Annotated in this window: 10 protein-coding genes; 6 read left to right on the forward strand and 4 right to left on the reverse strand. The window is 69.2% G+C overall.

Translation table 11 applies throughout. The features are described 5' to 3' along the window. The first annotated feature begins 5 nt into the window (after positions 1–5). From C6569_RS04370 to C6569_RS04385, 4 genes are all read left to right on the forward strand, one after another. Positions 6–962: an ABC transporter permease gene (locus C6569_RS04370; RefSeq protein ID WP_106747686.1), complete on the forward strand. Its 957-nt coding sequence runs from the start codon at positions 6–8 to the stop codon at positions 960–962. After that, positions 959–1948, forward strand: a complete 990-nt coding sequence (locus C6569_RS04375) for an ABC transporter ATP-binding protein (RefSeq protein WP_106747687.1) — start codon at positions 959–961, stop codon at positions 1946–1948. The genes C6569_RS04370 and C6569_RS04375 overlap by 4 nt, the downstream gene beginning before the upstream one ends. Positions 1949–1958: 10 nt before the next feature. Then, positions 1959–2891 (forward strand): ABC transporter ATP-binding protein, encoded by a 933-nt coding sequence (locus C6569_RS04380; protein ID WP_106750895.1) that lies wholly within the window; start codon positions 1959–1961, stop codon positions 2889–2891. A gap of 68 nt (positions 2892–2959) precedes the next feature. Continuing rightward, positions 2960–4183, forward strand: coding sequence for a MalY/PatB family protein (locus C6569_RS04385; protein WP_106747688.1), 1224 nt, complete (start codon positions 2960–2962; stop codon positions 4181–4183). Between the two features lie 147 nt (positions 4184–4330). Here the strand turns inward: C6569_RS04385 and C6569_RS04390 are convergent, their stop codons facing one another. Genes C6569_RS04390 through C6569_RS04400 form a run of 3 tightly spaced genes read right to left on the reverse strand, consistent with a single transcriptional unit; the run spans position 4331 to position 8227 of the window. Continuing rightward, positions 4331–5875 carry an ABC transporter substrate-binding protein gene (locus tag C6569_RS04390; RefSeq protein ID WP_215905790.1) on the reverse strand — a complete coding sequence of 515 codons (1545 nt, stop codon included), beginning with the start codon at positions 5873–5875 and terminating at the stop codon, positions 4331–4333. A gap of 13 nt (positions 5876–5888) precedes the next feature. Beyond that, the gene (locus C6569_RS04395) at positions 5889–6758 is read right to left on the reverse strand and encodes a hydrolase (protein ID WP_106747690.1); all 870 of its coding nucleotides are present in this window, start codon (positions 6756–6758) and stop codon (positions 5889–5891) included. Further along, a complete protein-coding gene (locus C6569_RS04400) occupies positions 6755–8227 on the reverse strand; it encodes an amidase (RefSeq protein WP_106747691.1) in 1473 nt (490 codons plus the stop codon). Before C6569_RS04400 ends, C6569_RS04395 begins: the two co-directional genes overlap by 4 nt. Positions 8228–8417: 190 nt before the next feature. Between C6569_RS04400 and C6569_RS04405 the strand changes: the two genes are divergently transcribed. Continuing rightward, positions 8418–9410 carry a GntR family transcriptional regulator gene (locus tag C6569_RS04405; protein ID WP_245898230.1) on the forward strand — a complete coding sequence of 331 codons (993 nt, stop codon included), beginning with the start codon at positions 8418–8420 and terminating at the stop codon, positions 9408–9410. Positions 9411–9598: 188 nt separating this feature from the next. After that, the gene (gene aptA / locus C6569_RS04410) at positions 9599–10933 is read left to right on the forward strand and encodes an omega-aminotransferase AptA (RefSeq protein ID WP_106747693.1); all 1335 of its coding nucleotides are present in this window, start codon (positions 9599–9601) and stop codon (positions 10931–10933) included. Between the two features lie 42 nt (positions 10934–10975). Here aptA and C6569_RS04415 read toward each other — a convergent pair whose 3' ends face one another. Further along, positions 10976–12130, reverse strand: coding sequence for a C45 family autoproteolytic acyltransferase/hydrolase (locus C6569_RS04415; protein ID WP_106747694.1), 1155 nt, complete (start codon positions 12128–12130; stop codon positions 10976–10978). Between the last annotated feature and the right edge of the window lie 121 nt (positions 12131–12251).

Below are 12251 nucleotides of genomic sequence, written 5' to 3' on the forward strand. Positions count from 1 at the left end.
GCGCGATGGCCGGACCGACGCTCCAGGACATCAAGGCCGGCGCGATCGCGGCCGCCGTGCCGCCGGCTGCGGCGGCGGTTCGTCCGGCTCTTGCCGGCTCGGCCCGCCCCTCGTCGCGGCCGTCGGGCTTCCGGTCCCGCTTCCGCGCCTATCTGCGCGATCCGTTCTTCGCCACCGCCTGCGCGATCCTGCTGACCATGGCTTTCCTCGCCCTGTCGGCGGACCTGCTGGTCCCCCATGATCCCATGGACATGGTCGCGGCCCCGCTGCTCTGGCCCGGCCAGGACCTCGGCTACCCGCTCGGCACGGATGCCCTCGGCCGTGACCTTCTCGCCGGCGTCGTTCACGGATCGCGGGCATCGCTCATGGTCGGCCTCTCGGCGGCCTCGATCGGCCTGCTGATCGGCGCCACGATCGGGGCCGTCGCCGGCTATTTCGGCGGCTTCGTCGACAACGCGCTGATGCGGCTCGCCGAGCTGTTCCAGACCGTGCCCTCGATCCTGCTGGTCATCGCCATCCTGTCCATCGGCGAGCCCTCCCTGGCGCTCATCGCCTTCGCGATCGGACTGGCCTCATGGCCGATGGTGGCCCGCCTCGTCCGGTCCCAGTTCCTCACGCTGCGCGAGTCCGACTTCGTGCTCGCCGCCCGCAGTCTCGGCTACGGCACCGGCCGGATCATCGTCGGCGAGATCCTTCCGAACGCCCTTCCGACCGTCATCGTCGCGACCTCCGTCATGGTCGCCAACGGGATCCTCGCCGAGGCGGGCCTGTCCTTCCTCGGACTCGGCGACAACAACCTCGTCAGCTGGGGAAGCATGGTCGGCAACGGCCGGCAGGTCCTGCGTTCGGAATGGTACGTTTCGGCCATTCCCGGCTTCGCCATCGTCCTCACCGTCCTGTCCTTCAACATCCTCGGCGACCGGCTGAACGACATCCTCAATCCGCGGGCGGAGCCGGCATGAGCATCCATCGCCCTCATCCCGTTCTGGAGATTCTCGACCTCTCCGTCGGCTTCGGCGACCGGCCGGTGGTGCGAGGCATCAGCCTGGCGATCCGCAACGGCGAAACCCTGGCACTGGTCGGCGAGAGCGGCTGCGGCAAGTCCATGACCGCCTTCTCGATCCTCCGGCTTCTCCCCCCCGGCGCGGCCATTCTCGGCGGGCAGATCGTGCTCGACGGCATCGATCTCGCGTCGGTCGGGCCGCGGCAGCTACGGGACATCCGCGGCAAAGGCATCTCGCTGATCCTTCAGGAGCCGATGACGTCGCTCAATCCGGTGCTCTCGATCGGCACCCAGATCCGCGAGGTCATCAGCCGCCACGAAAGGCTGTCCAAGGCGGCCGCCAGACAGCGTGTCATCGAGCTTCTGGACCTCGTCGGCATCGCCGAGCCGCATCGGCGATACGATGAATATCCGCACAATTTCTCGGGCGGCATGCGCCAGCGCGTCATGATCGCCATGGCGGTCGCCTGCAACCCGCAACTCCTCATCGCCGACGAGCCGACCACAGCCCTCGACGTCACCATCCAGGCGCAGGTCATGGATCTGCTGGATCGGCTGCGCAAGCAGCTTTCCATGGCCATGCTGCTGATCACCCACGATCTCGGTGCGGTCGCCCAATGGGCAGACAGGGTGGCCGTCATGTATGCCGGCCGCATCGTCGAACAGGCTCCCGTCGCCGAGTTCTTCGCGGGGCCCCGGCACCCCTATTCGGTGGGCCTTCTGGCTTCCTCCATCTCGGAGGTGGAGGAATGGCACTACACAAACCACCGGCTCGCCGAAATTCCCGGCTCGGTGGCCTCGTCGGCGGGGGTGACGGGCTGCGCCTTCGCGCCCCGCTGTGGGCGGCGCGTGGCAGCCTGCGACGCCATTCCCCCGCTCGCCCAGGTGGCGCCCCAACGGACGGCGGCCTGTTTTCATCTTGTGGCCGGGCCCGCGGCGGCATGAGGAGCGCATCGTGACCCTGCTCGCCATCGAGGGACTGCACACAACCTACCGGTCCGGCACGCGCCTCGTCCACGCCGTCGACGGTGTCTCGCTGGAGGTCGGCGAGCGGGAAACTGTCGGACTGGTCGGCGAATCCGGCTGCGGCAAGTCCACGCTGGGCAAGACGATCATGCGTCTTCTCGACCCGAGCCGGGGCAGCATCCGTCTCGACGGCACCGAGATTGCCGACCTCGACGACCGGAGCATGCGTTCGCACCGGCGCAAGATGCAGATGGTGTTCCAGGATCCCTTCGCGTCCCTCAATCCGCGCCAGACCGTCTTCAGGCTCCTCGACACGCCGCTGAAGGTGCACGGCGTGACCGATGCGCAGGAGCGGCGCCGCCGGGTCGTCGACATGGCCGGGCGCGTCGGCCTCGCACCGGACGCGCTCGAGCGCTACCCCCACGAATTCTCCGGCGGGCAACGACAGCGTATCGGCATCGCCCGCGCGCTGATCCTGAGCCCGCGACTGGTCGTCTGCGACGAGCCGGTTTCCGCACTGGACCTGTCCATCCAGGCCCAGATCCTCAACCTTCTCGTGGACCTGAAGCGCGATCTCGGGCTCGCCTATCTCTTCATCTCGCACGACCTGTCCGTGGTGCGATACTTCGTCGACCGGGTGCTGGTCATGTATCTCGGCAAGATCGTCGAGAGCGCCGACCATGTCAGTCTGTGGCGCGACCCCAAGCACCCGTATACGCGCGCTCTGCTGGCGGCCGTTCCCTCGCGCGATCCCGCGCGCAAGGCTTCGGCCTCCCTGAAGGGCGAGATATCGACGGCAGTGCAGCCGGGTGGCTGCCGCTTCCGCGGACGCTGCCCCCTGGCCATGGAGCGCTGCGCGACCGAGGAACCGCAACTGCGCCGCACGTCCGACAGCCAGATGGTGGCCTGCCACCTGGCCTGAGAGATGGGCCCGAGACACGGGCCTGCCGAACGGCCTGAGAACGAAGACGATCGAGAGAGGAGGCCGGCATGGCGCTCGCTGCCGCATTGACCGCTGCCATGGAGCCGCCGGCGGACAACAGCTTCGACCTGAGTGAAGCCAGCCTCCGCCGGCTCCACAACGCCAAATGGAACCAGTATGGGCCCGACGTGCTGCCGGCCTTCGTCGCCGAGATGGACTTCGCGGTCGCCGAGCCGATCCAGCGGGCCGTGCAGAGCCTGGTGGAGCGCAGCGACTACGGCTATCCGCGGCGTGACGGCGGCAAGGCCGGACTGGCCGTCGCCAAGGCCTTCGCCCACCGGATGAAGGACAGGTTCGACTGGGACGTCGACCCCGCCCTGATCGTACCGGTGGCCGATCTGGTCCAGGGCACCTATGCGCCGGTCCTCGCCTTCACCGAACCGGGTGACGGCATCATCCTTCAGGTGCCGAACTACCCGCCGTTCCGCGAGGTGATCCGCACCACCGAGCGCAATCTCATCTCCCTGCCGATGATGGACAGCGGCAGCGGCTATCTCTGCAACACCGAGCAGATCGTCGACCAGATCGACGGGCGGACGCGGATGTTCGTGCTGTGCAATCCGCATAATCCCACCGGCCGTGTCTTCAGTCGGAACGAACTGCTCGACATCGGTCGCTTCTGCATCGAGCACGAGCTGATCGTGCTGTCGGACGAGATTCACTCCGACCTCGTCTATCCCGGCCGCAGGCACATTCCCTTCGCGTCGCTCTCGCCCGAACTCGCCGCGCGCACGGTGACGCTCAACTCTCCGACCAAGAGCTTCAACATTCCCGGCCTGCGCTGCGCCGTCCTGCACTTCGGCTCGCCGGAGCTGCGCGAGCGTTTCGGCAAGCGGATCCCCCAACGACTGCTCGGAGACCCCAACGCCATCGGCGTGGACGCCGCGGTGGCCGCCTGGACCGAGAGCCAGCCCTGGCTCGACGCCGTGATGGGACATCTGACCGCCACCCGCGATCACGTGCTGCGGCGGATCGAGACCGAGCTCCCGGAAATTCAGTTCCGAGTGCCGGAGGGCACCTATCTCGCCTGGCTCGATTGTTCCGGGCTCATGCTCAACACCTCGGCCTTCGACTTCTTCCACGAGCGGGCCCGTGTGGCGTTCAGCCCCGGCGAGAACTTTGAGCCCAACTGCAGCGCCTTCGTCAGGTTCAACTTCGCGACGTCCCGCGTGATCGCCGACGAGATCGTGGACCGCATGGTCGCAGCGGTGAAGACGCTGCGGGTTTGCTAGCATCCGGTGTCGCTGTCATGCGGCGGCCACTGCTGTTTTCGCGACGCCCCGGGTCTGTGACGCATGACGCAGATCCGGGCGACGTCGTCGACAGGCTCGGTCCGGAACGATGCCGTCACGCGGACCCGGCCGGGGTGTTCCCCGGTCTCAGCGCTTGGTGACGCCCCAGGTGATCGGCTGGCCCGCCGGCCAGGGCCGGTAGCCCTGCACGCGGGGGTGGCTCGCCTCCACATTGGGGTTGAAGTAGAGGCCGATGATCGGGACGTCCGTGCGGATCTTCGCGTGAAGCTGCGCGAACAGCCCGGCCCGCGCCCGGTCGTCGGCCGTCCGCTCGCTCTCCGCCAGCAGCCGGATGGCCTCGGCATCGCCGTACTGGGCGGTCTTGATCTGGCTCTTGTCGGCGATGAAGGTCGCGTACATCAGCCCCGGGTCGAACCGCGCAGAGAAGCCGAAGGACTGCATCTGGAATCGGCCGTTGAGGTAGTTCGACAGCTGCGTAGCCCAGTCGATCACCTCGAGCTGCACCTTGAAGCCCGCGGCGGTCAGCATCGCCTCGGCCATGACGGCGTTCTGATACATGTTGGCATATTGCCGGTTGGTCTGGATCTTCAGCGGCTCGCCGCGATATCCCGCCTCGCGCAGCAGCGCCTGGGCGCGGGCCGGGTCATGGGCCGGCCACTGCAGGTAGCCCGGCCCGAAGAAGGCCGTCGCCTCGCTCACGGACGACGGATTGGCCTCCGCCATGCCGAGGTTGCGGGCCTCCGCGATCTGCTTGAGGTCGAGGGCGTGGGCGATGGCCTGGCGGATCTTGACGTTGGACAGCAGCGGGTCGTCGGTCTGCAGCAGCAGCGTGGACCAGCTCAGCCCCGGGGCCGAGGTCACCGTCATGCCCCGCTGCTTCAGCGTGTCGATCTGCTGCGGCTCGATCTGGTGCACGACGTCCACGGCGCCCGTCACCAGCGCCGCCTCGCGGGCGCTGCTGTCGGGGATGATGCGGAACTGGACCTGGTCCACCTGCATGACCCTGGCGCCGGAGAAACCGTCGGCCGGCGCCGCGGAGGGGCTGTATCCGGGGGCCTTGTCGAGGAGCACGTACTCCGCCCGGCGCCATTCGCGGAGGCTGAGGGGCCCGGACCCGATCGGCGTCGTCCACTTGCCCTCCGCGTCGACGCTGTCGGGATGGGCGGCCACCACATGGCACTGGATGTTGGCGAGCTGCTTGAGAAAGACGCCGCTGGCGCGGTCGAGGCGGAACACCACCGTCCGCGGATCGGGGGCCTCCACCGCCGTGACCCGCGCGCCCGAGCGGCCGTCGAAGACGGCGCGGCAGGCCCAGGTAGAGGCGCCGATCAGCCGGTCCCACATCCACTTCACCTCGGCCGAGGTCACCGGCTTGCCGTTGTGGAACGTGGCGCCCTCCCTCAGCGTGAAGGTGTAGGTGCGCCCCTCGTCCGAGACCTGCCACGCGTCCGCCAGCGCCGGGCCGACCGTGAGGTCGCGGCGATAGGCGACGAGGCCCTCGAAGATCTGGTGGATGACGGTGTCGGTGTTCGAGTCGCGGTTGACCCCCGGCTCGAGGCTGCGGATGTCCGCGTTCATGCCCACCACCAGGCGGCTCGGCGTCTGTGCCGCGGCAGGCAGGGTCGATGCGAGCACAGCCACCAGCGACAGGCTCCAAAAGGCGCGGATCATCGGCATCTCTCCGTCACGGTCGGGGGGTGGTCGGGGAAGGCGCGAGGCGAGACATCTGCTCGCCGAGGAAATCCTTGACGGCCGGCATCAGGCCGTCCCAGCGGTGGGACACGCCGGGCACGCTGTCGTGGCGCACGGCGATGCCGTACCGCGTCAGGCTCGCTCCGAGCGAGGCCAGCCGCTCCGGGCGGTTGCTGCCCGCCAGGTCCCAGTCGGGTCGCCAGCCGGGATGGGTGGGCGTGATGGTGATCTCCCAGGTGTCGAGGTCGTCGGCGCCGATGACCGTCTGGACCGCCACGGTCCGCATGGTGTCGAGATCGATCGGACGGCCCCACACCGCCGCGAAGTCGCGCACGCCCACCCAGTAGTCGCGCTCCCGGTCGAGCAGCGTCACGATCCCGGGCGCGCCGATCGACACCGCATGCAGCCTTTCGGGGTGCAGGTAGAAGAACCGGTGGGCGAAATGTCCGCCGCCCGAAAAGCCGAACAGGCTGAACCGCGACCCGGCGAGGCGGTAGCGCGCGCCGATCTCCTCGATCATGTCGAGAAGGGCGAGGTCGTAGCGCGGGGAGCAGGGCAGCATCAGCTTGTAGGACGAGACGTCGGTCGGGCCGGTGATGCCGGCGGGAAAGAGCGGCGCCAGCACGATGCAGGAATGGGCCTCGGCGAAGTCCGCGAAGGCGTCGCGGCTCGCCGTGGCGTCGCGCAGCGTGCCGTGCACGACCACGACCAGCGGATAGCGCTCCGCGCCGTCCTCGTCGTAGCCGAGCGGCACATAGGCGCAGTAGGACAGGCGGGGATCGAAACGGCTGGCATAGACCGTCGTCCTGCCGAAATCGTAGGACGACAGCCGCCTGCCGTGGACGCGCCGCGTCGGGGTCATGCCGGGCTCCAGGCTGGCGAGACGGGAGTGCGGGGCGTGCCGTGGGCCTCGATCACCTCGGCCGCGTCGAAGATGAGGTCCTCGCGGAAGCGGCCGGCGACCACCTGGACGCCCGTCGGGATGGTGCCGGCGAGGCCGATCGGCACCGCGAGCCCGGGCAGTCCCATGACGGAGATCGCCATCATCGGCCCCTGCGCCTCCAGAACCCGCGCGGTGGTCGGGGCATCCGTCAGGTCGAAGCCGACCCGATAGGGGAGGTCGTAGGAGACCGGCATGACCACCACGGGATAGGTCTCGAGGAACATCTGCCAGTCGCGCAGGGCCGCCGAGCGTTCGCCGAGGGCCGTCAGCACGTCCTGCGGGCCGTATGAGGGCAGGACCTCGTGCCAGAGGGCGACCGCGCGCCGGATGCCGTCGTCGCCGTTCGTGTCGATGAGCGGCTGGAGGCCCGCCATCACGTCGGGCATGGCCATCTTCGCCCAGATCCGCGCGATGGCGTCGATGCGCGGCGGCGCGACCTCCTCGACCAGATAGCCGCCGGCGGCCAGCCGCCGCCCCGCTTCACGCACGGCGTCCGACACCTCCGGCGCGACACTCGCCTCCGCCGATCCGGTGACCAGGGCGACCCGCACGGGGCGCTCCAGCGGCGGAAACGGCGCGGGGACCACGCAGCGCGTGTCGAGCGGGCTCGGCTGGGCCATGGCGGCGAAGGCGAGGCGCATGTCGCGCATGGAGCGGGTGAGGGGGCCCTGCACGGCCATGAGCTGCGAGGAGACCGGCGCGAGACCGGTGGCCGTGCCGTTGCTCGACGGGATGCGGCCGAAGCTCGGACGCAGTCCGAACAGGCCGCAGCAATAGGCGGGGTAGCGCACCGAGCCGGCGATGTCGTTGCCGTGGGCGATCGGACCGATCCCGGCGGCGACCGCGGAGCCGGCCCCGCCGGAGGAGCCGCCCGGGGTCACGTCCCTGTCCCAGGGATTGAAGGTCTGCCCGTGCAGGGCGTTGTCGGTGTGCCAGCGCATCGAATAGCCCGGCGTGTTGGTGCGCCCGATGACGATGGCGCCAGCGCGACGCAGGTTGGCGACCACCGGATTGTCGCTGGCGGCGACGAGATCGCGGTAGGCGACGATGCCGCCGTCGGTCGGGTGTCCCTTCTGGTCGATGTTGACCTTGATGGTGACGGGGACACCGTGGAGCGGACCGACAGGCTCGCCGCTGCGGAGCGCCGCGTCGGCGCGCGCGGCGTCGGCCAGGGCCTCTTCGTCGAAGCGCCGGACGACGGCGTTGAGGGCTCCGTTGACGGCGTCCATGCGTTGCAGACAGGCCGCGACCGCCTCCCGGCTGGATACCGCCCCGGCCCGGATCAGTGCCGCGAGTTCGGCGGCCTCCAGCTTCCAGAGGCCGGAACCGGCTGACGTCGCGCCCGTGCGGGGCGTCTCCAGGGGGTGAGCGGACGTAACTGCAGGCATCGGTCTTCCCTCCGGATTGCCATGGAGGACGATGATATGTATTTTGTCAACTCATGAGACACATGCTGCGAAGAGCGTCATCGGATCGGCGGGTCCTGGCGGTTCCGATGCCCGTCGCCGATGCGGCTCTCCGGCCTTGGTCCTGCCTCTTCGCTGCGGACCGGGTTCGGGCTATTCCTGAAACCCGTTCATGACGTCCCCGCCGGCACCCATGTCTCCAAAGCCCAGACCGCCAGCCGCCAGGCCGCCCCGCAGCAAGCCGCGCTCCACCGCCGCCGCGCCGCCGGCGGCCCCGATCGCGTCGGCGGAACCGCCGAGCCGGCTGCAACGCGATCTCCTGCCGCGGATCGTGGAACTGCTGCGCCTCGACGGGGCTGAACCCGGTCATCGCATCACCGAGGCGGCGATGGCGCGGCGCCTGCAGGTCTCCCGGACGCCGGTCCGTGCAGCCCTCAAGCACCTTGCGGAGCGGGGTGTGCTCGCCGCCTTGCCCGGCGGGGGCCTGACGCCTGCCCGCCCGCTCGACCAGGTGGCGGACGCGGAATTCGCGTCCGTCGGGGTGGAGATCGACGTCTGGTGCTCGCGCATGGCACGCGATCGGCTGTCCGGCGCCCTCCCGCCTCAGGTCTCGGAGGCGGATCTGATGCGGCGCTACGATCTCGGCCGTCCGCTGCTGCTGCGCATCCTCAACAAGCTCGCCGAGGTTGGCCTCGTCGAACGGCTCCCGGGCCACGGTTGGCTCTTCTCACCGGTCAACGATCCCGCCGCCATCGCCGAAAGCTACGCTTTTCGCCGCCTCATCGAGCCGGCGTCCCTCCTCGAGGCCGGTACCCGCATCGATCGCGCCTGGCTCGCCGAGATGCGTCGCCGGCACGAGGACATGCTGACCCGGACCTGGAGCGAGGCCCTGGCGGTCTCGCTGTTCGAGATGAACGCGGATTTCCACGAGGGGCTCGTCGCCGCATCGGGCAACCGCTACCTGCTGCTCGCGATCCAGCAGCAGACGCGGCTCAGGCGCTACACCAACTACGAATGGCGCTATGGCCCGGAGCGGGTGAAGGTGTCGTGCCGGCAGCATCTGGAGATCATCGCGCGGCTCGAGGCGGGGGAGGTCGAGGTCGCCGCCGCCCTTCTGCGCCAGCATCTCGATCTCGCACGGACCGTCAGCCTCGGGCCGCGCTGACCATTGCCGCCCGGGGCGCGATCCCATATCGGGCCCTTGCGTCGTGTTCTTTATCGCATCATAGTACATTGCATGGCATGAGCCTCCCCCGTTGTGGGGGAGGCCGCCTGGCATGGCCGGTCGCGGCGTGCCGTCCCCTCGCGCCGGTCCTCGACGTCCGGATGCGACAGCCGGATCAGGTATTGGCGATGACGATTGCTCCCCAGCTCAATCTCAGCCGCGAGGCGCTCGAACCCTACTGGATGCCGTTCACGGCCAACCGCGCCTTCAAGGCCAATCCGCGCCTGATGATCGCGGCCAAGGGCATGTATTACACCACCGCCGAGGGGCGGCAGGTGCTCGACGCCATGGCGGGCCTGTGGTGCGTCAACGCCGGTCACGGCCAGCAGCGCATCACCGACGCCATCCGCGAGCAGGCAGGCCACCTCGACTACGTCTCCTCCTTCCAGATGGGCCACCCGATCGCCTTCAAGGCGGCCGAGCGCATCGCCGGCCTGACGCCCGCGGGAATGGACCACGTCTTCTTCGTCAATTCCGGCTCCGAAGCGGTGGACACCGCGCTGAAGATCGCCCGCGCCTATCACCGCATGCGCGGGGAGGGGCACCGCACGCGCCTGATCGGCCGGGCCAAGGGCTATCACGGCATGGGGTTCGGCGGCCTGTCGGTCGCCGGCATCGGCCGCCACCGCCGCGACTTCGGGCCGCTCCTGCCCGACGTCGCCCATCTTCCCCACACCTACTCGCGCGAGCACCAGGCCTTTTCCCGCGGCCAGCCGGACTGGGGCGCCCATCTCGCCGACGAGTTGGAGGCCATCGCCCAGATCAACGATCCCTCGACGATCGCCGCCGTCATCGTCGAGCCGGTGACGGGTTCGGGCGGCGTCCTGCCGCCGCCCAAGGGCTATCTCGAGCGCCTGCGGGCCATCTGCGACAAATACGGCATCCTGCTCATCTTCGACGAGGTGATCACCGGCTACGGCCGCCTCGGAACGCCCTTCGGCTCGGCGGCGCTCGGCGTCACGCCCGACATCATCACCTGCGCCAAGGGCATGACCAACGGCGCGGTGCCGATGGGCGGCGTCATCGCCTCGGACAAGGTCTACGACGCCTTCATGGCCGGCCCCGAGGGCGCCGTCGAACTGATGCACGGCTACACCTATTCGGGCCATCCGCTCGCCTGCGCGGCGGCCATCGCCTCGATCGACGTCTACGAGGAGCAGGACATCTTCGCCAACTGCGCCCGCGCCTCGGCGCGCTGGGAGGACCAGGCCCATTCCCTCCAGGGCGAGCCCCACGTGGTCGACGTCCGGAACATCGGGCTCCTCGCGGCAATCGAGATCGCGCCGAAGCCCGGCGAGCCCGGCGGGCGGGCGTTGGCCGCCGGCAATATCTGCTTCGAGGCCGGCGTGCTGGTCCGCACCGCCGGCGACGCCCTCGTCCTGTCTCCGCCGCTGATCATCACCGACGGCGAAATCGACCGGATCTTCGAGACGATCCGCGGCGCCGTCCGGGCCCTCGCCTGAGGTTCGTCCGGCAGGCGCTCCGCGCCTGCCGGCCCTGACGACCTATTCCGCGGCGCGCAGCACGCGGCCGTCGCGGGTTCCCTCGAAGGCCGCCTCCTCCATGTCCAGGCGGTAGGCGGTGAACGTCCGGTCCGCCGCCGGCAGCATGGCTACCTCCATGCGGCCGAGAGAGGGCGTCATCACCACCATCGCCACCGTCGCAGTCACCATGCCCGACAGGGACGGGAAGGGCGGTCGGCAGACGGAACGCGGCGACTGGAAGGTGTCGAGCAGCGCCGCCTTGACGTGGTCGCTCGTCACCCGGCCGCGGTGGGGCGTGATGAGCTGGCGCACCCGGAGGTCGCGATAGAGCGAGTCGGGCGTCGTCGCGACGCCGGTATCCTTCAGCTTCGACAGGGCGACCGGGCTCTGCCAGTGATTGGCGTGGGCCAGGATGCCGTCGTCGGGGAAGACCTGGAACGTCTCGTCGGGCGCGCATTCGAAATCGATGACGATCCCGGCGGGATGGCTGATGATCATGTTGTTCGACGCCGATTTCGGCGTCGCATAGACCGCGTGCATGGCCATCGCCAGATTGTCCTGCTGCAGGGCCTTCCGCCGGATCAGGGCGAGGGGGACGCCGGTCTGGCTATAGTCCCGGTCGGACTGGAGGTAGTTGGCCGTGATGGCGATTCCCGCGGCGTTGAAGCCGGAGCGCGCCAGGCCGCCGGCCTCGGTGAAGGTGAGGATGTCGGGTCCGTCGGCGCGCCGGATCTTCAACACGACGGCGGTCTCGGCGCAGTCCACCTTCCAGTCCCAGTTCTGGGCGTGGATCAGCCGCCCGTCGGCCGTCGCCTCCCCCGTCACGACGAGACCGGTGCATTCCATATCCGCGGCCGCTGCGGCGGCGCGGCGGCGGGAGCCCAGCTTGAGGATTTCCGTGCGGGCGTTCAGCAGCACCACGTCCTCGAAGGCGACGCCGGCACCGCGCGCGATGCCCTGCATTTCCGGCACGTAATCGGCGTCGAAACGCTGGATCGTCGGCAGGAAGCCGCCCACCAGTCCGTGAATGTCGGCGACGGCGAGATCGGATCCGGCGAGCTGCTGCTGGTAGTGGGCGATGCCGAGCCTGACGCGGTCACGGGCGGCCTCGCCGTACTGTTCGCCCCGTTCCTGGGGTGAGCCGGAGACCTCGATCAGCGGCGCCGGGGTTGCCATGGGAGCCCTCGTTGTTTTTTGTCGACATGAAAACCATTATCGTTGATGATGAGTGGGAGCAAGGAGATGGGGCGATGTTTTTTCGTTGCAGCGAGAGCGCAGGAGTGCGGGACTGCCGACC

It is taken from the genome of Phreatobacter cathodiphilus, assembly GCF_003008515.1.
GTDB classification, from domain to species: domain Bacteria; phylum Pseudomonadota; class Alphaproteobacteria; order Rhizobiales; family Phreatobacteraceae; genus Phreatobacter; species Phreatobacter cathodiphilus.

Coding starts and splice junctions, on each gene's coding strand:
- C6569_RS04370 (WP_106747686.1), top strand. CDS start 6: ATGGCCGGACCGACGCTCCAGGACATCAAGGCCGGCGCGATCGCGGCC.
- C6569_RS04375 (WP_106747687.1), top strand. CDS start 959: ATGAGCATCCATCGCCCTCATCCCGTTCTGGAGATTCTCGACCTCTCC.
- C6569_RS04385 (WP_106747688.1), top strand. CDS start 2,960: ATGGCGCTCGCTGCCGCATTGACCGCTGCCATGGAGCCGCCGGCGGAC.
- C6569_RS04390 (WP_215905790.1), bottom strand. CDS start 5,875: ATGATCCGCGCCTTTTGGAGCCTGTCGCTGGTGGCTGTGCTCGCATCG.
- C6569_RS04395 (WP_106747690.1), bottom strand. CDS start 6,758: ATGACCCCGACGCGGCGCGTCCACGGCAGGCGGCTGTCGTCCTACGAT.
- C6569_RS04400 (WP_106747691.1), bottom strand. CDS start 8,227: ATGCCTGCAGTTACGTCCGCTCACCCCCTGGAGACGCCCCGCACGGGC.
- C6569_RS04405 (WP_245898230.1), top strand. CDS start 8,418: ATGACGTCCCCGCCGGCACCCATGTCTCCAAAGCCCAGACCGCCAGCC.
- aptA (WP_106747693.1), top strand. CDS start 9,599: ATGACGATTGCTCCCCAGCTCAATCTCAGCCGCGAGGCGCTCGAACCC.
- C6569_RS04415 (WP_106747694.1), bottom strand. CDS start 12,130: ATGGCAACCCCGGCGCCGCTGATCGAGGTCTCCGGCTCACCCCAGGAA.